The 22,595-nt window shown below is 34.2% G+C and carries 15 protein-coding genes; 7 read left to right on the top strand and 8 right to left on the bottom strand.

Features of this window, described 5'->3' with window-relative positions; genetic code table 11:
• Position 1 precedes the first annotated feature (1 nt).
• The 7 genes from ileS to panC all read right to left on the bottom strand — a co-directional run bounded on the left by ileS (position 2) and on the right by panC (position 9,127).
• Positions 2–3,406 carry an isoleucine--tRNA ligase gene (ileS, locus tag V8G56_RS02400; protein WP_395436866.1) on the bottom strand — a complete coding sequence of 1,135 codons (3,405 nt, stop codon included), beginning with the start codon at positions 3,404–3,406 and terminating at the stop codon, positions 2–4.
• Positions 3,407–3,580: 174 nt separating this feature from the next.
• Complete coding sequence (locus V8G56_RS02395; RefSeq protein WP_395436865.1) at positions 3,581–4,324, bottom strand: NIPSNAP family protein; 744 nt, start codon at positions 4,322–4,324, stop codon at positions 3,581–3,583.
• 24 nt (positions 4,325–4,348) lie between these two features.
• Positions 4,349–5,707 carry a DNA repair protein RadA gene (gene radA, locus V8G56_RS02390; RefSeq protein WP_395436864.1) on the bottom strand — a complete coding sequence of 453 codons (1,359 nt, stop codon included), beginning with the start codon at positions 5,705–5,707 and terminating at the stop codon, positions 4,349–4,351.
• Positions 5,708–6,856 (bottom strand): alpha/beta hydrolase, encoded by a 1,149-nt coding sequence (locus tag V8G56_RS02385; protein WP_395436863.1) that lies wholly within the window; start codon positions 6,854–6,856, stop codon positions 5,708–5,710.
• A gap of 67 nt (positions 6,857–6,923) precedes the next feature.
• Positions 6,924–7,910 (bottom strand): lysylphosphatidylglycerol synthase transmembrane domain-containing protein, encoded by a 987-nt coding sequence (locus V8G56_RS02380; RefSeq protein WP_395436862.1) that lies wholly within the window; start codon positions 7,908–7,910, stop codon positions 6,924–6,926.
• Positions 7,911–7,914: 4 nt separating this feature from the next.
• On the bottom strand, positions 7,915–8,265 hold the full coding sequence (panD, locus tag V8G56_RS02375) for an aspartate 1-decarboxylase (RefSeq protein ID WP_331632200.1): 351 nt from the start codon (positions 8,263–8,265) through the stop codon (positions 7,915–7,917).
• Positions 8,266–8,278: 13 nt separating this feature from the next.
• Positions 8,279–9,127, bottom strand: coding sequence for a pantoate--beta-alanine ligase (panC, locus tag V8G56_RS02370; protein WP_395436861.1), 849 nt, complete (start codon positions 9,125–9,127; stop codon positions 8,279–8,281).
• Positions 9,128–9,323: 196 nt separating this feature from the next.
• On the opposite strand from panC, the gene V8G56_RS02365 reads away from it, so the two are divergent.
• The 7 genes from V8G56_RS02365 to V8G56_RS02335 all read left to right on the top strand — a co-directional run bounded on the left by V8G56_RS02365 (position 9,324) and on the right by V8G56_RS02335 (position 20,482).
• Positions 9,324–10,133: a glycogen/starch synthase gene (locus V8G56_RS02365; protein ID WP_395436860.1), complete on the top strand. Its 810-nt coding sequence runs from the start codon at positions 9,324–9,326 to the stop codon at positions 10,131–10,133.
• A gap of 23 nt (positions 10,134–10,156) precedes the next feature.
• Entirely contained in the window at positions 10,157–11,836 is a 1,680-nt protein-coding gene (locus V8G56_RS02360; RefSeq protein WP_395436859.1) for a DUF4270 domain-containing protein, read from the top strand.
• Between the two features lie 170 nt (positions 11,837–12,006).
• The gene (gene glmS, locus V8G56_RS02355) at positions 12,007–13,854 is read left to right on the top strand and encodes a glutamine--fructose-6-phosphate transaminase (isomerizing) (protein WP_395436858.1); all 1,848 of its coding nucleotides are present in this window, start codon (positions 12,007–12,009) and stop codon (positions 13,852–13,854) included.
• Between the two features lie 215 nt (positions 13,855–14,069).
• Entirely contained in the window at positions 14,070–16,853 is a 2,784-nt protein-coding gene (locus V8G56_RS02350; RefSeq protein WP_395436857.1) for a TonB-dependent receptor, read from the top strand.
• Positions 16,854–16,863: 10 nt separating this feature from the next.
• Positions 16,864–18,507, top strand: a complete 1,644-nt coding sequence (locus V8G56_RS02345) for an SGNH/GDSL hydrolase family protein (protein ID WP_395436856.1) — start codon at positions 16,864–16,866, stop codon at positions 18,505–18,507.
• A 167-nt stretch (positions 18,508–18,674) separates the two neighbouring features.
• Entirely contained in the window at positions 18,675–20,183 is a 1,509-nt protein-coding gene (gene atpD, locus V8G56_RS02340) for a F0F1 ATP synthase subunit beta (protein ID WP_395436855.1), read from the top strand.
• A 20-nt stretch (positions 20,184–20,203) separates the two neighbouring features.
• A complete protein-coding gene (locus V8G56_RS02335; protein WP_395436854.1) occupies positions 20,204–20,482 on the top strand; it encodes a F0F1 ATP synthase subunit epsilon in 279 nt (92 codons plus the stop codon).
• Between the two features lie 172 nt (positions 20,483–20,654).
• Here the strand turns inward: V8G56_RS02335 and V8G56_RS02330 are convergent, their stop codons facing one another.
• Entirely contained in the window at positions 20,655–22,466 is a 1,812-nt protein-coding gene (locus tag V8G56_RS02330) for a sodium:solute symporter family protein (RefSeq protein ID WP_395436853.1), read from the bottom strand.
• Positions 22,467–22,595 lie beyond the last annotated feature (129 nt).

Below are 22,595 nucleotides of genomic sequence, written 5' to 3'. Positions count from 1 at the left end.
TTTAATGTTTTTTAATAAACAGTTTGGTATTTACATCATCAAAGGCAATTTCTATACCATTGTCTATTCGTTCAATAATTTCTAATTCTTCTGTTAAGGTTTCTGCCTTAATATACGATAAATTTGTATTTACTGCAGTAACTATATGATCATCTTTTTGAAGTAGTACATCAATTCTGTCGGTCACTTCAAATCCAGAGTCTTTACGTAAATTTTGTATTCTGTTTACCAACTCTCTGGCAATACCTTCTTTTCGTAATTCTTCAGTAATTGTTACATCTAAAGCCACTGTTAAAGATCCTTCATTCGCAACCAACCACCCTTCAATATCTTGCGATGTAATTTCAACATCTGAGCGTTCTAAAGTAATATTTTTTCCATTAATGGCAACTTCTAAATTACCTATTTGCTCCATTTTGTTAATATCTTCTGAAGTAAAGTTAATTACTGCATTGGCAATGGCTTTCATGTCTTTTCCAAAACGTGGTCCTAATGTTTTAAAATTAGGTTTTATTTGTTTTACAAGGATATCTGAGGCATCCTCCAACAATTCAATTTCTTTAATATTTACTTCGTGTTTTATTAAATCTGAAACCGCCAAAATCTCTTCCTTATGCAAAGCATTATTAACAGGGATCATGATTTTCTGAAGTGGTTGACGCACTTTTATCTTCTCCTTGGCTCTTAACGACAAAACTAAGGATGAAATTGTTTGTGCGCTTTCCATTTTACGCTCTAAAGATTTATCTACAAACGCTTCATCAAATTGTGGAAAATCTGCTAAATGGACACTTTCATAAGCCTCTTTATGAGTCACTGAATTTAAATCCATGTACAATTTATCCATAAAGAAAGGTGCAATTGGTGCGCCCAGTTTTGCAATGGTCAACATGCAAGTATAAAGTGTTTGATACGCTGAAATTTTATCTGTTTGATAATCTCCTTTCCAGAAACGTCTTCTACTTAAACGCACGTACCAATTACTTAAGTGGTCCTGTGTAAAGTCTGAGATCGCTCTTGCAGCCTTTGTTGGTTCATAATCTGCGTAAAACTCATCCACTTTTTGAATTAAAGTATGTAATTCAGATAAAATCCACCGGTCAATTTCCGGTCTTTCAGCTAATGGCATTTCTTGTTCAGAATATTTAAACTTATCAAGATTAGTATACAAAGCAAAAAAGGAATATGTATTGTACAGTGTTCCAAAAAACTTGCGCTTCACCTCTTCAATACCTTCTAAATCGAACTTTAAATTATCCCATGGATTGGCATTACTAATCATATACCAACGTGTGGCATCGGCGCCATAGGTTGAAAGTGTTTCAAACGGATCAACGGCATTACCTAAGCGTTTAGACATTTTTTGGCCGTTCTTGTCTAACACCAAACCATTTGAAACTACATTTTTATAAGCAACAGAATCAAAAACCATAGTGGCTATAGCATGCAGGGTATAAAACCAACCGCGCGTTTGGTCAACTCCTTCAGCGATAAAATCTGCAGGGAATGATTTATGATCATCAATTTTTTCTTTATTTTCAAATGGATAATGCCATTGCGCATATGGCATAGACCCTGAATCAAACCAAACGTCAATCAAATCAGTTTCCCGTTTCATGGGTTTGCCCGAAGGCGATACCAATACAATAGCATCTACTATATTTTTATGCAAATCTATTTTTGCATAGTTATCTTCAGAATTGTTACCAATTTCAAAATCCTCAAAAATATCTTTTGCTAAAAAGCCTGCCTCAACGGCGCGTTGCATTTCAGACTTCAGTTCTTCAACTGAACCAATACAGATTTCCTCTTTGCCGTCTTCGGTTCTCCAAATTGGCAACGGAATACCCCAATAACGCGAACGGGATAAATTCCAATCATTAGCATTGGCCAACCAATTTCCAAAACGACCAGTTCCTGTCGCTTTTGGTTTCCAGTTAATAGTTTCATTAAGTTCAAACATCCTGTCCTTAACATCAGTCACTTTAATGAACCAGGAGTCTAATGGATAATATAGAATTGGTTTATCTGTTCTCCAGCAGTTTGGATAGCTGTGTTTATATTTTTCAACCTTAAAGGCTTTATTTTCTTCTTTTAATTTGATAGCAATTTCAACATCAACTGATCGCTCTGGTACTTCATCATCATTGTAATATTCATTCTTTACATATTTACCAGCATATTCACCCATTTCTGGTCTGAACTTCCCTTGTAAATCTACTAAAGGCACCAAATTCCCGTTTTCATCTTTCACCAACATAGGTGGCACTTCTGGCACTGCCTGTTTAGCTACCATGGCATCATCCGCTCCAAAAGTAGGGGCCGTATGGACAATTCCAGTTCCTTCTTCAGTTGTAACAAAATCGCCGGAAATGATTCTGAAGGCATTTTCAGGATGGTCGTTTGGTAATGTATACGGTAACAATTGTTGATAGGTGATACCCACTAAATCTTTACCAATAAATTCTTTTATAATGCAAAATGGAATCTTTTTATCTTCAGGTTTGTAGGATGATAATTCGGACTGGTTTTCTACTTGATCAAATTTCCCAGAAAACTGATAACTCACTAATTTTTTAGCCAGTACCACTTTAATAGGTTCAAAGGTGTATTGGTTAAAGGTTTCAACCAACACATACTCAATCTTTGGCCCAACTGTTAAGGCCGTATTACTTGGCAATGTCCAAGGTGTCGTTGTCCATGCTAAAAAGTGAATAGGTCCTTCATTTTGTAAAAAGTCAGGCAATGATTCTGTGTTAGCTTTAAACTGAGCGACTACCGTGGTGTCTGTTACATCCTGATAAGTACCTGGCTGATTAAGTTCATGAGAACTTAATCCTGTTCCCGCTTTAGGCGAATAGGGTTGAATGGTATAGCCTTTATATAATAATTGCTTGTCATAAATTTGCTTTAATAACCACCAAACACTTTCCATGTACTTGGGTTCATACGTAATATAGGGATCATTCATATCTACCCAATAACCCATTTTTTGTGTCAGGTCATTCCACACATCCGTATAACGCATAACGGCTTTTCTACAGGCGGCATTATAATCTTCAACCGAAATAGTTTTTCCTATATCTTCTTTGGTAATACCTAATTCCTTTTCTACACCAAGTTCTATTGGTAATCCATGTGTGTCCCAGCCCGCCTTACGCTTTACTTGAAACCCTTTCATGGTTTTATATCGAGGAAAAATATCTTTTATAGCACGTGCTAAAACGTGGTGCACCCCAGGAAGCCCGTTTGCTGAAGGTGGTCCTTCAAAAAACACATAGGGTTCATGGCCTTCCCGTGTAGTAACGCTTTTTTCAAATACATTATGTACTTGCCAATAGCTTAGAATTTCTTCTGCAACTTTTGGTAAGTCAAGTCCTTTATATTCAGGAAATTTAGCACTCATTATATCAAAATTCTAATCGAGGTGCGAAATTAAGGAATTTTGATAAAATACAAGGTCTGAGATGAAACAAATTAACTTTAAATTTATTCTCTATTAACTGAATTAATAATCTTAATCTTTTGAATATCAAAAAATAAGATTTATTATCATAGAGATTCAAATAAAATAGCGCTCTTACAGTTTAGAAAAAGACATTGGTTTTAAAAATATACGATAAATATTTGAAACCGTATTTTCATATTCTGGCAACCCGAAAATTCTTTGCCATTCTGGATGCGGTCCAAATTTTTCCCAATTGGCATTGCGTTCTTCCATGTCTTTAAAAGCCAACATATAAGTCAAACAGGGCATTTGTGGTCCCGCTATTTTTTCTCCAAAAAAAACAGAATGCAATCCTACATCCTCAAAGATTTTGAATTCACTTTCGTTAAACATCCTTATTTTTCTATTCAGAGCATCTTCGTTATAGCCTTCATAGGTTCTTAACTCAAAAACGGAGGTTCCTTCGTCAGGTTTGATCATTTTTGGAAGCCCCTCAAAAGCAATAAATAATGAGGTTTCATATCTTAAATAAGGAAAATCATTTGGTGAAGTTTTCATGTAACTATTTGAAACCTTTTTATAATCTTGATCTTCTTTTAAACCTTCAAAGGCTTCGTAATAATCATTAATGCTCTTGTAGGGAATAAATAAATACAGTTTTTTTGGCATGGCATCACCAATTTCCTCAAAAACTCCGATGTTATAAATCTCATTTTTGTTTAAAGCGGGTATCAGTGCTTTTTCAATATAATCATATAATAGGTTAGCTGATTTACCAAAATTTAATTCATAGGTTCTTAACTCATAAAACTCCTTTTGGCTATAACTAAACGTGAAAAACAGAAGAGCGATTCCAATAAATATTTTTTTTGCCATTTTAAAAAGTTAATTGAAATTTAATTAAATAAGTTGATTTACCAAATCCTCAATTTTAGAAATGAGATGAATTTTAATCCCACTATTTTTTAAAGAAATTTTATTGTATTTAGAAATATAAATTGAAGCAAAACCAAGTTTTTCTGCTTCTAAAATACGTTGCTCAACACGTTGTACGGGTCTTATTTCACCAGAAAGCCCAACCTCAGCAGCAAAACAAATATCCTTTTGTAATGCCATATCCTCATTTGAGGATAAAATAGCAGCAACGACAGCCAAATCAATGGCGGGATCATCCACATTAATGCCTCCTGTAATATTTAAAAAAACGTCTTTTGCTCCTAAACGAAAGCCTGCGCGCTTTTCTAAAACGGCCAACAACATATTAAGTCGCTTGGCATTAAATCCTGTGGCACTTCTTTGAGGCGTGCCATAAACAGCCGTACTAACCAGAGCCTGCACTTCAATCATTAAAGGACGCATGCCTTCTAAAGTAGCCGCAACGGCATTACCTGATAGGTCTTCATCTTTTTTTGAAATTAAAATTTCTGACGGATTGGATACTTCACGCAAGCCAGATCCCTGCATTTCATAAATACCTAGTTCATTGGTTGAACCGAATCTGTTTTTATTGGCCCTTAAAATTCTAAAAACATGATTTCTATCGCCTTCAAATTGTAAAACCGTATCAACCATATGCTCCAGAATTTTTGGTCCTGCTATATTCCCGTCCTTAGTTATATGACCAATTAAAATAACTGGTGTAGCCGTTTCCTTTGCAAACTGAATAAGCTCTGTTGTACATTCCTTAATTTGTGAAATACTTCCTGAAGAAGATTCAATATGATCACTATGTAAGGTTTGAATAGAATCTATAACCACAATATCTGGTTTTAACGACTCAATTTGCTTAAAGATATTTTGCGTTTTGGTTTCAGTTAAAATATAACAGTTTGTATTGCCCGGATAAATGCGTTCTGCACGCATTTTAATCTGTTTTTGGCTTTCTTCACCAGAAACGTATAAGGTTTTATAAGGTAATTTTAAAGAAATCTGAAGAAGCAGGGTGCTTTTCCCAATGCCGGGTTCACCGCCAAGCAGAATTAATGACCCAGGGACTATGCCTCCACCTAAAACTCGATTGAACTCCCCATCAAAGGTATCTAACCTAGATTCCTGTGAGGTATCAATATCTTGAATTAATAAGGGTTTAGAAACACGTTTTACTGATGAATTCGGCATTTTCCAGCCACTTTTTTCTTCCTTCTGTAAAACTTCTTCTACAATAGTATTCCACTCTTTACATGCGGTACATTGCCCTTGCCATTTAGCATATTGAGTTCCGCAATTCTGACAAAAAAAAGTTGTTTTTATTTTAGCCATTTAGTATCCAAAATCTGCCTTAATGGCATCCGCTTTTTCTAACATTAAATCTTTTGTGATACCTCCAATTTCTTCAAATGAATATCCGGACTGATAAGTTCTCATGGCCTTTTTTAACTCACCGGTTTCTTCATAAAAACGGGCTAAATAGTAGTTTCCTAATAGTGTTTCCGGGTATTCATCGCGGGCCAATTTACCCAATTCTTCAAAATACTGAAATTCCTTCTTCTTCTCAATAGCCGCTTCAATCGCTTTAAAATCATTTATCAGAATTTGTTTTTCAATACCAAACAAATCTTTAATAGTATTATATTTCTCCTGAAGATAAATAACAGATGAGGACTCTAATTTTAAGATTTTTTCTTTGTATTCGTCTTTACTGATGGGCTGAAACACAGAAAAAACAGCTTCTAAAGCCTTTGGCAAAGCATGTGTAGGTACTGCATAATGGGATGATCCTTCAAACTTATCAAAATAGAAGTAAAGGTTTTTATTCTCAAGACTTGATAGACTCTGATTTAATTCTTCTGTTCCTTTTAATATAGAGGGCACATCATTAGTGGAAGTTGCTAAGTAATAAAAGATTTTACTGTCGAACTTAAGAAGTCTATCTGACACAAACGCATTTATTTTAGGGGCAAGCTCCGGGCTTATAACAAAATATGCCTGAAATAACGGCTGTTGTTTGAGCATATAATAGTTTATAAAATTAGCGGTTTCCCCATGCCCTACCGCTACTTTAAAATTTCCAATTTTATAGTTGCTTTGAATATGAGGTATCAATTCTGCTCCAATAAATTCAAAAAAATTAGCCCCTGAATCTATCGGAAGCGAATTTTGCTCAGAATACAAACAGTCATCATATCTTTTATCTATCTGGTTAATTCCAACTACAATAGATTCAGGCATATCCTCCCAATAAGAGAAATAATCCACATTACCTGCAACCGCTTCAAACATATAATCTCCGTCTAGAACAATAAATAACGGGTAGGTTTTTTTATCATCCTTATCATATCCTCTGGGAAGTTGTATTTTAAGTTCTCTTGATTCCCCTAATTTATTTGACTCAAAAACTTCATAAATTACTTGGGCACTTAAAATGTGGTGTGAAAATACCAGTAATAAAAAGCAAAAAACTGATTTCATATTTTTGATTTAAGCGTTAATCTATGGCAAGGTAACAAATAAAGCGAAAGTTTAAAAACAAACTATTCTAATCCTTATGACTCTTTAAAATTGCTTTTTTCTGTGCTTTTCTATTGTAAATAGGCAAGTAAATTAATGAGATCCCACCTAAAAGAATAATCATAAGTGTTTGTGAGGACCAAATAATCCAGCCAAAGGCTAAACTAGGTTCTTGAGCTATTCCAAAAATTGAAAATGCGGCATAAATGGCAAGCGGATAAGACCCAATGCCTCCATTGGTTGCTGCAATACTAAAACTTGCAGATATGAACCCAATCAAAATAGCACCTAACGAAATATCATGCAATTCTTCAACCGCCAAAGAAGTAGCGTAAAACATAAGTACATACATAGCCCAGATAAAAAAGGAATGAAAAATAAATGGCCATTTCTTATCCATTTTGAAAATGCTAAAAACACCTTCTACTAGTCCTTTTATAAAAGACTTGATTTTTGTAGAAATCGGCAAATTACTGTGTTTAATAATTTTTAAAAACCCAAATATCAATAACACAAAAACAACGAGCCCTATTAAAATTTTAGTGAGATTAAATTTGGCTATCAAAAAGCTGTAAATGAAATCAAACTGCAGAAACAAGGTTATAAAAATAATACCCGCCATCAGAATTAAATCAGCGATTCGTTCAGAAACAATAGTGCCAAATCCTTTTTCAAAAGGTACTTTTTCATAATTTGATAGAATAGATGCTCTAGCAACTTCTCCTGCTCTTGGAATAGTAAAATTTATTAAATAGCCCGCGAATACTGCCATAACACTATTTCCAAATTTAATTTTATAGCCCAATGGCTCCAGCATAAATAACCAGCGATAAGCCCTTGAAAGATGACTCAATAATCCAAATAATAATCCTATGACTATCCATTTATAATCAGCTTTTTTTAAATAAATATATAACTCATCTAAAGAGACTTTTGATAGTGAGTACCAAACCAAAAAAACTCCCAATAATAATGGGAGTATAATCTTTAGAAATATTTTTAAATTTTTAGACAAAAGTTTATTTTAATAGGTTGGTAGCTTCATCTGGGAAAACTAAAGAAGGCTTGAATGTCTTTGCTTCTTCAATATCCATAAAAGCATAAGTTATCAATATTAAAGTGTCTCCAACGGCCACTTTTCTGGCCGCGGCACCGTTTAGAGTAATTTCTCCACTATTTCGCGGGCCAGGAATGACATATGTGTCTAGGCGTTCACCATTGTCATTGTTAACAATCTGAACTTTTTCTCCCTGAATAATATTGGCAGCCTCCATTAAATCTTCGTCAATAGTTATACTTCCTATATAATTAAGGTCTGCTCCTGTGCATTTTACCCTGTGAATCTTCGATTTTACTACTTGAATTTGCATGTGGCAAAGATAATTAATTTAATGCGATATTATCTATTAGTCTAATTTCACCAGCATATACCGCTATAAATGCTCTGTATTTTTTATTTTTTGACTTTCTTTTAATCTCTTTTAAAGAGTCAACTTCAGAAATATTGAAATATTCCAATTTTAAAACGTGGTTATTTTCAAATTGTTTTACTACCCATTTAGATACTTTATCAGCACTTTTTGTGCCAAAAAGAATTTTGGCAGTCTTTAAAGTTTTATAAATAAATGGCGCTTCCTTTTTTTGAAGATCTGTCAAACGGGTGTTGCGCGAACTCATTGCCAGGCCATTGCTTTCTCTATGTATTTTACAACCCACAACATTAACAGGAAGATTGTATTTACTTACAAGCCTTTTGATTATTTGCAATTGCTGAAAATCCTTTTCGCCAAAATAGGCATTATCGGGTTTTACAATTTCAAACAATCGTTTTACAACCGTTCCTACACCATTAAAATGGCCTTGCCTAAATTTACCTTCCATTTCATATTCAAGCCCATCAAAATCAAAATGCTGGGAAGTTGTATCACCTTCATACATCACCTCAACAGAAGGAACAAAAACCAAAACATCATTGGAAATTGATTCTAAAAGAGCAATATCCTGCTCTATGGTTCTTGGGTATTTTTCAAGATCCTCAATATTATTAAACTGTGTAGGATTGACAAAGACACTTACAATGACTCTATTATTATTAGCCAATGCCTTTTCAACTAAAGCCAAATGCCCTTTATGCAATGCACCCATTGTAGGCACAAAACCAATAGTCAATTGCTGCGCTTTAAATGCATCAACAACCTCTGAAATTTGTTCTTTATTTGAAAAAATCTTCACTTTTTAATAAAAAATTAACGGGTGCAAACTTAAGATTTTACAATCAATCTGCATAAATTTTTGTACTTTTGCGTGTTTTTTATTCTGAATTTTCAAAAAGAACCTAATTTATGATACGCCGTGACTTCAATTTTTTCATTGTAAATAATAGAATTTCCAGTAACATAAACCATTAAAAAACACCAAAAACGAATATATGAAAGATAAGAGGATATTGTATGTATCATCTGAAGTAGTGCCTTATTTGCCTGAAACTGAAATTTCTTCAATGTCATTTGAAGCCCCTAGATTGGTAAATCAACAAGGTGGACAAATAAGAATATTCATGCCCAGATATGGAAATATTAATGAGAGAAGACATCAATTACATGAAGTTATCAGACTATCTGGAATAAACTTGGTGATCAATGATTTGGATATGCCACTTATTATTAAAGTAGCGTCTATCCCAAAAGAACGTATTCAGGTTTATTTTATTGATAATGATGAATATTTCAAGAGAAAAGCAACATTAACGGATGAAAACGGAAATTTATTTCCGGATAACGATGAACGTGCTATATTTTTTGCAAAAGGCGTTATAGAAACTGTTAAGAAATTAAATTGGTCTCCAGACGTTATTCATGTTCACGGTTGGTTGGCATCATTATTGCCGCTATACCTAAAAGAATATTATAAAGACGAGCCATTATTTAGTGACAGCAAAATAGTGACCTCCATTTATAATCAAAGTTTTGATGAAACTTTAAATATGGATATGTTGAACAAAATTAAATTTGATAATATTGACGAAGACCAAATTAAAGTTTTGGAAGCCCCTTCATATATAAACTTAATGAAAATTGCCATTAACCATTCAGATGCTCTGATTGTTGGCTCTGAAAGTATTCCAACAGATTTAGAAACGTATTTAAAAGATTCTAACAAACCGGTTTTAGAGTATAAGTATAAAGACGAATTTGGTGAAGCATACACAGAATTTTTAAATTCTAAAGTATTAAGTTAACCTTTTTCCCTTCCAAATAAGCTATGAAAAAAACATTTAAAGCCCTTAAATTTACTAGTTTTTTACTATTCACCATATTGGCCATTGTTGCATGTGACCAAGATTTCACCTCTATAGAAAGTGATGTTATAGGACTTAAAAATTTTAATACTGGTAGTTATCCAATACCTATTACCTCCTACAATAAAAAACTTGATTCCCTCAAAATAAATAATTTAAATGCCAGTTTATTAGGTGTTTTTAATGATCCTATTTATGGTCAAACGACTGCAAGTATCATTACTCAAGTGACTCCTTCTATATTTAACCCAAATTTTGGTACTAACCCAATTATTGATTCGGTAGTTTTAACAATTCCTTATTTTAACAAAATAATATCTACAGATGCTGACGGAAACAGTGTTTATTCAATTAGTGATTCTCTTTTTGGTGATTCTCCAATTAAACTATCCATTTATCAAAACAATTATTTCTTAAGGGATTTTGACCCTAATGAAGATTTAAATGTTATTCAGAATTATTATTCCAACGCAAGCGGTACCATTAACACTACTGATAATTTTGCCGTTACAGCAAATGGTGTTATCAATTTTGATTCTCAAAAAGGAGCTCTTATCTATGAAAACGACAGTCTTGTTCCAAGTAGTAATGCCATTGTTTTAAAAACAATAGCCGCTGATGGCACAGAAACAACTGAAAGAAAAGTTCCAGCATTAAGAGATACTCTAAATTCTGCCTTTTGGAAATCATTAATCATTGACAAAACAAATGATCCTGTATTGAGTAATTCAAATAATTTTTACAATTATTTCAGAGGTTTATATTTTAAAGCCGAAGCAGTGAATAACGATGGTAACATGATTCTATTAGATATTGCAGGTTCTGGTTCAAACATAACTATTTATTATTCTTCTGACTCATCCGTTGAAGGTACCGATAAATTGAATGGCAGTTATGTACTTAATTTCTCAGGAAATAAATTAAATACATTTATAAACAACTACAATTTAGTGTCTTTAGAAAATGGTGATAAAACTAACGGAGACGAAAAACTTTATCTTAAAGGGTCTGAAGGGTCAATGGCTGTTGTTGATATTTTTAGTGGAAATGTAGATTGTGATGGTGTTGAAGAAACTGCCATTGAATGTTTTAAAAAAGAGTATAGGGCCGTTGATGAAAATGGAAACTATATTTTAAAAAATGGCAGCTTTGTTCTGAAAAAATTAATTAATGAAGCACAATTAATTGTTTATGAAGACGAAACAATGACTGTGCCTTCTGATGATTATCATAAATATGATAGAATATATGCTTATGATGTAAAAAACAACATTCCTTTGATAGATTACAGTTATGATCCTTCTTCAAGTTCATCAAACGCATTTAATTCTAAGCTAATACATTTGGGACAGCGTATTACTGATGAAAATGGCATTTCAAGGTATAAAATTCGTATTACAGAACACCTTAATAATATTTTACTTAAAGATTCAACAAATACTAAACTTGGTTTAGTATTATCAACCAACGTCAATTATGTTTCATCTTCCAGCATTTTAAATAGTAAAGATCTTGTTACAGGAGTGCCGTCTGCTTCAATTATTACACCAAGAGGAACCATCCTATATGGTAGTAATGTTAATGTTCCTAATGACAAAAGAATGTCTTTAGAAATTTATTTTACAGAAAGCACTCAAAATTAAATAGGTATTGTCTGTAAGACTTTTATTATGATAAAGATGGGTTCTTTTCGTTATGAGAAGTGATTTCATCGTATAAAATATTGACTTTATATAATAAATGTCAGTATTTGACATTTATTTTTCATATTTGCCTCGAATTTTAATAATAACCCAAATCAAATTAATTTGTTATGTGTGGAATCGTTGGATATATAGGACCAAGAGAAGCTTACCCAATCATTATTGAAGGATTAAAAAGACTAGAATATCGTGGCTATGACAGTGCGGGTATTGCATTATTTGATGGTACTGACTTAAAAGTCTGCAAAACTAAAGGTAAGGTTGTAGATTTAGAAAATAAATTACCGACAGATATTACCAATACCGGACATATTGGAATAGGTCACACTCGATGGGCAACACATGGTGTACCAAACGATGTTAATTCACATCCACATTATTCTAATTCTGGAAATTTAGTCATCATTCATAATGGCATTATTGAAAATTATGAATCTCTAAAAAAAGAATTGATAAACCGTGGATTTACTTTTAAATCAGATACGGACACCGAAGTTCTGGTCAACCTGATAGAAGATGTTAAGAATAAAGAAAATGTTAAACTAGGAAAGGCCGTTCAAATAGCTTTAAACCAAGTTGTTGGAGCTTATGCTATTGCCGTTTTTGACAAAACCCAGCCAAAAGAAATTGTTATTGCTAGATTAGGTAGCCCTTTAGCTGTTGGTGTTGGTAAAGATGAGTTTTTCATTGCAAGTGATGCCTCTCCTTTTTTAGAATATACTAAAAACGCCATTTATTTGGAGGATGAGGAAATGGCCATCATCCGTTTAAATAGAGACATCAAGATAAGAAAGATAAAGGATGATTCTTTAGTGGATCCATATGTTCAAACCCTAAAATTAAATTTAGAGCAAATCGAAAAAGGTGGTTTTGATCATTTCATGTTAAAAGAAATATATGAACAACCCAAAGCCATAACCGATACCTATCGTGGAAGACTAAATAGACAAGAGGCTATTATTAAAATGTCTGGTGTTGAAGATAACATGAAAAGATTCTTGAATGCTGACAGAATTATTATTGTTGCCTGTGGCACCTCATGGCATGCTGGATTAGTAGCTGAATATATATTTGAAGATTTAGCAAGAATCCCTGTTGAAGTAGAATATGCCTCTGAGTTTAGATACAGAAATCCGATTATTACAGAAAAAGATGTTATCATAGCCATTTCACAATCAGGAGAAACGGCTGACACTTTAGCTGCCATTAAATTAGCAAAATCTAAAGGCGCCTTTGTTTTTGGAGTCTGTAATGTGGTAGGTTCATCTATTGCCAGAGAAACTGATGCCGGAGCCTATACCCATGCCGGACCAGAAATAGGTGTGGCTTCAACAAAAGCTTTTACTACTCAAATTACCGTTTTAACTCTAATGGCATTGCGTTTAGCACGGGCTAAAGGGACTATATCGAGTTCTGACTTCCGTCACCATTTGCTTGAACTGGAAATGATTCCAAAGAAAGTAGAAAAAGTTTTAGAATCTAACGATCATATAAAATATATCGCTGATATCTATAAAGATGTTCATAATTTCTTGTATTTAGGTAGAGGCTATAATTTCCCGGTAGCTCTGGAAGGCGCTTTAAAATTAAAAGAGATTTCATACATTCATGCAGAAGGATACCCCGCTGCAGAAATGAAACATGGCCCCATTGCTTTGATTGATGAAAATATGCCTATCGTTGTTATTGCAACAAAAAAAGGTCATTACGAAAAAGTGGTGAGCAATATCCAAGAAATAAAATCCAGAAAAGGTAAAATTATTGGTATTGTTACTGAGGGTGATGTTGATGTTAGGAAACTAGCTGACCACGTTATTGAAGTGCCTGAAACACTTGAGTCTTTATCTCCATTATTAACAACCATTCCTTTACAGCTATTATCTTACCATATTGCTGTATTACTGGGTAAAAATGTTGATCAGCCAAGAAATTTAGCGAAATCTGTTACCGTAGAATAAATACAGTAACAAATTTTTTGACATAATTAAATCTCATCCTAATAGCTCTTATTATTTTTTTAATAATGAGAGCTATTTTTATTGTTAATAATATAAAGAAACTACTTGTTTTTTAAGGATTTATATTATGCTCGCGTAATTTTTTTTATATTTATGTAATAATAAGGATTATTCTTGTTAATATTATACCAATTAAACTAATCTAATTTTAATAAATGAAAACAATTCTCCCATTTTTGTTGTTGTTTTTAGGTAGTATTTCATACTCACAAACAACTATTTCTGGAACCGTTGTAGACGATAGTGGTCAACCTATACCAGGAGCCAACATTTTAGTTGTTGGAACTACTACAGGAACTGTAACGGATTTTGACGGTGCCTTCACTCTCAAAGCAAATTTAAATCCTCCATTTACTTTACAAGCAAGTAGTGTTGGTTTTGAATCAGTTTCTGAACAAATTACAACAAACAATCAAACTGTTAATTTTATTCTTAAAGAAGGCACTTCTTTAGATGAAGTAGTAATTTCTGCTTCAAGAACACCTGAACGTATTTTTGAATCACCTGTTACGGTTGAAAGAATAGGTGTTAATGAAATAAAAAATACAGCTTCTGTTGACTTTTATGATAGTTTAGAAAACCTAAAAGGAGTAGATGTCAATACCAACAGTTTAACTTTTAAATCAGTTAACACCAGGGGTTTTGCCACATTTGCCAACAACAGGTTTATGCAACTGGTTGACGGTATGGATAACTCGACACCCGCTCTTAACTTTCCTATTGGAAACTTAGTGGGTATGATTGAAACGGATGTGCAAAGTGTAGAATTGTTACCTGGAGCATCTTCCGCATTATATGGCGCAAATGCCTTTAACGGTATTCTCTTTATGCGTAGTAAAAACCCTTTTGACCATGCTGGTATCAGTGCTTATTATAAGCAAGGAATAACATCACAAAAAGCAGCTGGAGATAATCCATATACTGATTTTGGAATACGTATGGCTTATAAATTCAGTAAGAAATTCGCAGCCAAAATTAATTTTGGCTATTTAAAAGGTACGGATTGGGCAGCTAATAATGAAACTGACAGAAATTCAAATGGCGGAACTCGTGAAACCAATTTAAATTATAACGGCGTTAATGTTTATGGTGATGTGGTTTCCACGAATATTAAAGGTGTAGCAGTAGCTCTTGAAGGTTTGGGGATTTTGCCAGCGGGAGCCAATGCATTAGTGCCATCTGTAGCTGTGAGTAGGACAGGTTATGCTGAATCAGATTTAACGAATTATAATGCTGAAAGTGTCAAAGCAGACTGGGGTTTATACTACAGACCTTTCGAAGATGACTTTGAAATATCATATGTTGGAAAAGTGGGTACTGGATCAACTATTTATCAAGGAAGTAACAGATATAATATTAATGGCTTTTTTCAGGAACAACACAAGCTTGAAATCAAAAATAAAAATTTCTTTTTAAGAGGGTATATGGTCGGTGATAAAGCCGGAGACTCTTATGACATGGTTTTTACGGGTATTAATATTAACCGAGCCTGGAAAGATGACAACACCTGGTTTGGTGAATATACAGGAACTTATGTTCTGGCCACTTTAGGTGGTGCCACAGATGCGCAAGCCCATGCGGCGGCTAGAGCACAGGCAGAATCCGGTAGGTTTTTACCAGGCTCAGACGGATTTAATGAGGCCTTTAATAAGAGTATTAATGACCCTGATTTATTAACAGGTTCTAAATTCCAGGATGCCTCAAAATATTATCATGCAGACGGAAACTATAATTTCAGCCATTTAATCGACTTTGCAGAAATTCAGGTTGGTGGATCTTATAGAAAATATAGTCTAAATTCATTTGGAACTATTTATACTGATAAAGATGGAACAATTGATTACTCTGAGTATGGTGTATATACACAAATTCAGAAAAATTTAGAACTAAATGAATCTTTAGAGCTTAAACTTACTGGTTCGGTTCGTTATGATAAATCTCAGTTTTTTGATGGCTTTTTGTCACCAAGAATTTCAGCTGGTTTAACGGTTAATAATAATCATAATATTAGAGCATCAGTTCAAACTGGGTTTAGAAACCCTACTACTCAAGATTTATTTATAGGTTTAGATGCTGGCCCTTATGTGCTAATAGGTGCTGCTCCTGATAATTTAGACAGATATTCTAGGTCTTATCCTGTTAGTGGTCCTGGCCAAGTAATTGGACAACCTTCTAGTATTATTCAATCAGGTCGCTCTGGTTATGAAAATTCTTACACATTAAGTTCAGCTCGAGCCCTTGGTGCTACTGGTAATCCTGCAGTTTTGGAAATTGCAAATCCAGATTTGGTAAAACCTGAGCAAGTAACTTCTGGAGAGATTGGTTATCGCGGGAAATTTAAAAACCTTACCGTTGATTTTAGCGCTTATTATAATAGCTATAAAGATTTTATTTCACAAGCAACAGTTGTTTCTCCATTATATGGAACCGTCGGTGATAATTCGCTTTCAGTAGCAGCATTGGCAAATGGAGACACCCAAGCCTATAACATATATACAAATTCATTAGCAGAAGTAAATTCTTATGGTGCCTCTATTGGTTTATCAACTAAAGTGCTTAGAGATTTTGATTTAAGCGGAAGTTATACCTACGCTAAATTAGACTTCGATAGAGTTAAATACCCTGATTTTGTAACCAATTTCAATACGCCTGAACATAAGTTTAAAGCCTCTTTTGGCAATGATAATTTGTTTGACAATTTTGGATTTAATGTGTCTTATAGATTTAGTGATGATTATTACTGGGAAGCTACTTTTGGAAATGGCGTAGTTCCTGAATTTCATACAGTAGATGCGCAAATCAACTTAAGAGTACCTAGTTTAAAATCAACCTTTAAAGTTGGTGGAACAAACCTGACTGGCAAAGAATACTTTACTGCTTTTGGTACCGGATTTATTGGATCGATGTATTATGTTTCTTGGACTATTAACAACTTATAAAAAAATTAATATGAATACAAAATATATATTGCTGTTAATAATCCTTTTAGGATTCACAGCATGTAATGACATTGAAGATGTTTTAATTGATAATAATGTTGACACTTCTACTGAAGTTTTACCAGAACTAACTGCCGGTAGTGCCGATTTTTCTAAATATGTTGCAGTTGGAGCTTCTTTCACAGCCGGGTATACCGACGGTGCCGTTTTTATTGCTAGTCAACAAAATTCCTTTCCTAATATGATGGCTAAAGAATTTGCAAAAGCGGGCGGAGGCACCTTTACACAACCTTTAATGAGTGATAATTATGGTGGATTAGCTGTTGGTGGTACACGAATTGCAAATCCCCGATTAGTTTTTGGAGGAGCAGGTCCAGTATCTTTAGAATCTTTAATTGGCCCTGTAACCGTTGGTACTGACATTGCGCTTAATAATCCTACTGGTCCTTTTAATAATTTAGGGGTTCCTGGCGCCAAAAGTTTTCATCTATTAGGTAATGGTTATGGAAATATTCAAAATTTTCCAGCAGCAGCAAACCCTTACGCCGTTCGATTAACAGGAAATACTCCTGATGCTTCTATATTAGAATTAGCCATGGCACAAAGCCCTACCTTTTTTAGCTTATCAGAAATAGGAGGTAATGACGTTTTAGGCTATGCAACAACTGGCGGTGATGGGACTAATCCAATCACAGATACAGCCACTTTTGATTTTGCTTTCGGTACCTTAGTGACCACTTTAACATCTGGGGGTGCTAAAGGTGTTGTAACCAACGTGCCTTACATTACAGATTTACCACATTTTACAACGGTTCCTTATGCCCCTTTAAGCCCGGCAAATCCAAGTTTTGGACCCTTAATCCCAACACTTAATGGTGTTTTTGGTCAGTTAAATCAAGTGTATGCGTATTTACAATCAGTAGGCGCTATTACCAATGCAGCAGAACGATCCATTGTGTTTTCAACGACTGCAGCAAGTGCCGTAGTCATAAAAGATGAAACCTTAACTAACATTTCTGCGCAAATAGCAGGTGTTCTAAATGCGAGTCCTACGTTTCCCGCTTTTGTACAAAGTTTTGGGTTACCCGCAGAAGCGGCTCCTTTAGTAGCCAATTTATTAGGAACTATTTATGGCCAAACAAGACAAGCAACAGCCGCAGATTTATTGGTATTACCCAGCTCTTCAATTATTGGTACCGTCAACACAACTACCTATGCGTATTTAGTAAGTATAGGACTTCCTGCTAATTTAGCAGGACAGTTTTCTGTAGAAGGTGTCACCAATCCTTTAGCCGATAAATGGGTATTACTCCCAAGTGAACAAGCAGAGATTAAAGCGGCCACGGATTCTTATAACGCCACTATTTCTTCAGTTGCTGCATCTAAAGGTTTAGCTTTAGTTGATTTAAATACTATATTAACGGAAGCAACAACCACAGGGTATAAAACTGGAGATTATACTTTAACAACTAACTTAGTGATGGGTGGTTTAGTGAGCTTAGATGGCATTCACCTTACGGCCAGAGGCTATGCTTTAATGGCCAACGAATTTTTAAGAGCTATTGATGCCACGTATGGTTCCAATTTTGAAGCCTCTGGAAATTTTGCTAATGCTGGTGATTATCCAACTAACTATTCGCCTTTATTACCTTAATTTATATTTAAAACAATATTATAAAACGCCTTCAACCTGAGGGCGTTTTTTTATGCCTAAAAAACATAAAAAACAACTTTTATTTTAAATTAAAACATCTATCTTTGCACGCGAAAACATAACACGTTTTTTTACAATTAAATCGCATAATATTAAACATATAAGCAATGGCTAAAGTTACAGGTAAGGTTGCACAGATCGTAGGTCCGGTTATCGATGTTGAATTCGGAGCTGGTTCAGAACTTCCAAAAATTTATGATTCATTAGAAATTAAAAGACCTGATGGCTCTTTATTAATATTAGAGGTACAATCTCATATTGGTGAAGATACGGTTCGTACTATCGCAATGGATTCATCAGATGGTTTAAGCAGAGGTACAGAGGTCACTGCAACTGGAGCTCCTATTCAAATGCCAATTGGCGAAGATGTTTACGGACGCTTATTTAATGTGATTGGAGATGCTATTGATGGCCTAGGGAATTTACCTAAAGCTGGAAAAGCTGGGTTACCTATTCACCGTCAAGCCCCTAAATTTGAAGATTTATCAACCTCAACTGAAGTTTTATTTACTGGTATTAAAGTAATAGACCTTATTGAGCCTTATGCAAAAGGTGGTAAAATTGGTTTATTTGGTGGTGCTGGTGTTGGTAAAACCGTATTGATTCAGGAGTTGATTAACAATATCGCAAAAGGTCACGGTGGTCTTTCAGTATTTGCCGGAGTTGGAGAAAGAACTCGTGAAGGAAATGACCTTTTAAGAGAGATGCTTGAATCTGGTATTATAAAATACGGTAAAGACTTTATGCATTCTATGGAAGAAGGCGGATGGGATTTATCTAAAGTTGATAAAGCCGGAATGAAAGAATCTAAAGCAACGTTTGTTTTCGGACAAATGAACGAACCTCCTGGAGCCCGTGCGCGTGTGGCCTTATCAGGTTTAACTATTGCTGAATATTTTCGTGATGGTGCTGGAGAAGGACAAGGAAAAGATGTCCTTTTCTTCGTTGATAATATCTTCCGTTTTACACAAGCCGGTTCTGAGGTATCTGCATTATTAGGCCGTATGCCTTCTGCCGTAGGTTACCAACCAACATTAGCCACAGAGATGGGTGCTATGCAAGAGCGTATTACTTCAACAAAAAGAGGTTCTATTACTTCGGTTCAAGCGGTTTACGTACCTGCGGATGACTTAACAGATCCTGCACCCGCAACAACCTTTGCCCACTTAGATGCTACAACCGTATTATCTAGAAAAATTGCCGAGTTAGGTATTTATCCTGCGGTAGATCCATTAGATTCTACCTCTCGTATTTTAACTGCTGATATTTTAGGAAATGAGCATTATGCTTGTGCTCAAAGAGTAAAAGAATTATTACAACGTTACAAAGAACTGCAAGATATTATTGCTATTCTTGGTATGGAAGAATTATCAGAAGAAGACAAATTGGCTGTAGGTAGAGCAAGACGTGTACAACGTTTCTTATCTCAACCATTCCATGTTGCTGAACAATTTACAGGTATCCCTGGCGTATTAGTTGATATTAAAGAAACTATTAAAGGGTTTAATATGATCATGGATGGTACTTTAGATCATTTACCAGAAGCAGCATTTAACCTTAAAGGAACTATTGAAGAAGCTATTGAAGCTGGAGAAAAAATGTTAGCTGAAGCTTAATTCAATTAATAATAAAAAATATGTATTTAGAAATTGTATCACCAGAGGCAACCTTATTCAGCGGAGAAGTAGATTCTGTGACTGTTCCCGGTGTTAATGGAGGCTTTGAAATGCTTAAAGACCATGCGCCTATTGTGTCTTTATTAAAAGAAGGTTTTGTTAAAATTTCAGGAAATATATCATTAAAGGAAGAAGTTCAAAATAAATTTATTAAAGGCGAAAAAAACACGACTTTATTAAAAATTTCTTCCGGAACTATTGAAATGAAAGATAATAAAGTTATTGTATTAGCAGACTAAACTTTAGCTCTAAATAAAAAAAACGCGAAGCACATGCTTCGCGTTTTTTTATGTTATAGTTTTATGAAAATCCTATTTTTATTTAGAATATGACTTAACTATAAATAAAAAGCAACGGCTACAATAGCATAGAGTAGTGATGCCATTTTTTTACTTATAAAACGATGCTCAACTATAAAACATTAGCCCTTATTTTTTTCCATAGCTTTATTAAAATAAATCCAGAAACAAGTACTACTCCCAATAAAATAAACGCCCTAGAATATTCACCATAAAGAAGGCTACCTGTTGCAAACATGATACTGTAGATAAATATACAGCCAATCATCATAGCAACAATTCCAGATGGAACACTCCAGCCTTCATTAGAATCTACAATTTTAATGTTATTTTTTTCGGCTTCATTAACAACTTTACTCCATCCTGGTCCACCTGGCTGAATTTTCTTATAAAAATTTTGTAGTACCATATTGGTTTCAGGTTTTGTTAAATAAGTAACCATAATCCAAACAATTGTGGTTAACAAAACAATCATAGGAAATTTTGCGTAGGAAGGCATTAAACCACTATCACTAAACAAATAATCACCTAAACGTGTAAACGCTAAAACCATTGAAACAATTCCTGAAACAAACATTGCCGAAATTTCACTCCATGCATTAATACGCCACCAAAACCATCTTAAAATAAAAATGAGCCCAGTACCAGCACCAAACATTAATATAATATCAAAAAGTTGCAATGCATTTGTAAGTACTATAGCAAATAAGGCGCTACAAATCATTAAGATAACTGTAGACAACCTTCCAACTCTTACTAATTGTTTATCTGTTGCATTTTTATTAATCTGTTGTTTATAAAAATCATTTACTATATAAGATGCTCCCCAATTTAAATGAGTTGAAATTGTACTCATATAAGCCGCAACCAAGGACGCTAATACTAGGCCAAGTAATCCACTTGGAAGCTTAGTAAGCATTGCAGAATAGGCTAAATCATGTCCTAATTTATCTTGTGTTACATTTGGGAATGCTTCCTGTATACTTGCCAAATCTGGAAATATTACTAAAGATGCTAATGCAACAATAATCCAGGGCCAAGGACGTAAAGCATAGTGCATAATATTAAAAAAGAAAGTTGCTCCAATAGCATGATTTTCGTTTTTTGCAGCAAGCATACGTTGTGCAATATAACCTCCTCCTCCTGGCTCTGCTCCAGGATACCACGAACTCCACCATTGTACAGCCAATGGAATTATTAATAAAGTTATTAAAGCTTCTTTATCAGTGAAGTCAGGTAAAATATCTAATTTATCTACTACATTTTCATGTTGAAGAAGCGCTTCTAAACTCCCTATTTCAGGTAAGCCAACCAAATAATATGCAGCTCCTAAGGCTCCTGCCATTGCAGTAAAAAAAAGGATGAAATCTGTATAAACCACTCCTTTAAATCCTCCTAAAGCACTAAATGTAACTGTGATGACTCCTGCATAAACAACGGTTTCCCATGGCTGTAATCCTAACATAACACTTCCTATCTTAATGGCTGCCAGTGTTACTCCTGCCATTGCTAAAATATTAAAAATAATCCCCAAATAAATTGATCTAAAACTTCTTAAAAAACGAGCTGGAGCACCTCCATATCGTAATTCGTAAAACTCAATATCTGTATTTACATTAGATTTTCGCCAAAGTTTTGCATACACAAAAACCGTTAATAATCCAGTAATTAAAAATGCCCACCAAACCCAATTTCCTGAAACACCATTAGTTCTTACTATATCTGTCACTAAGTTAGGCGTATCAGTTGAAAACGTTGTTGCAACCATTGATACACCTAATAACCACCAAGGCATACTTCTTCCTGACAAAAAATACTCAACAGAACTTTTTCCTGATTGTTTTGAAACGTAAATTCCTATAAAAAGGGTGATTGCAAAAAAGACGATAATTAATGCAATATCAAATGTGGATAAGTTAACCATGTATAAAAATTAGTTAGTTATTTTTATATTCCAACTTAAAATTTCCCAATCTTTATTGTTAGAACGATATGAATATAATACTTTATATTTAATTGTTTAATTTGTATTTCATGTCCTTTTCACTTTTAT

It is taken from the genome of Gaetbulibacter aquiaggeris (genome assembly GCF_044003965.1).
GTDB lineage: Bacteria > Bacteroidota > Bacteroidia > Flavobacteriales > Flavobacteriaceae > Yeosuana > Yeosuana aquiaggeris.
The sequence above is the reverse complement of the archived record's forward strand: the minus strand, read 5'-3'. Positions and strand labels throughout refer to the sequence as shown.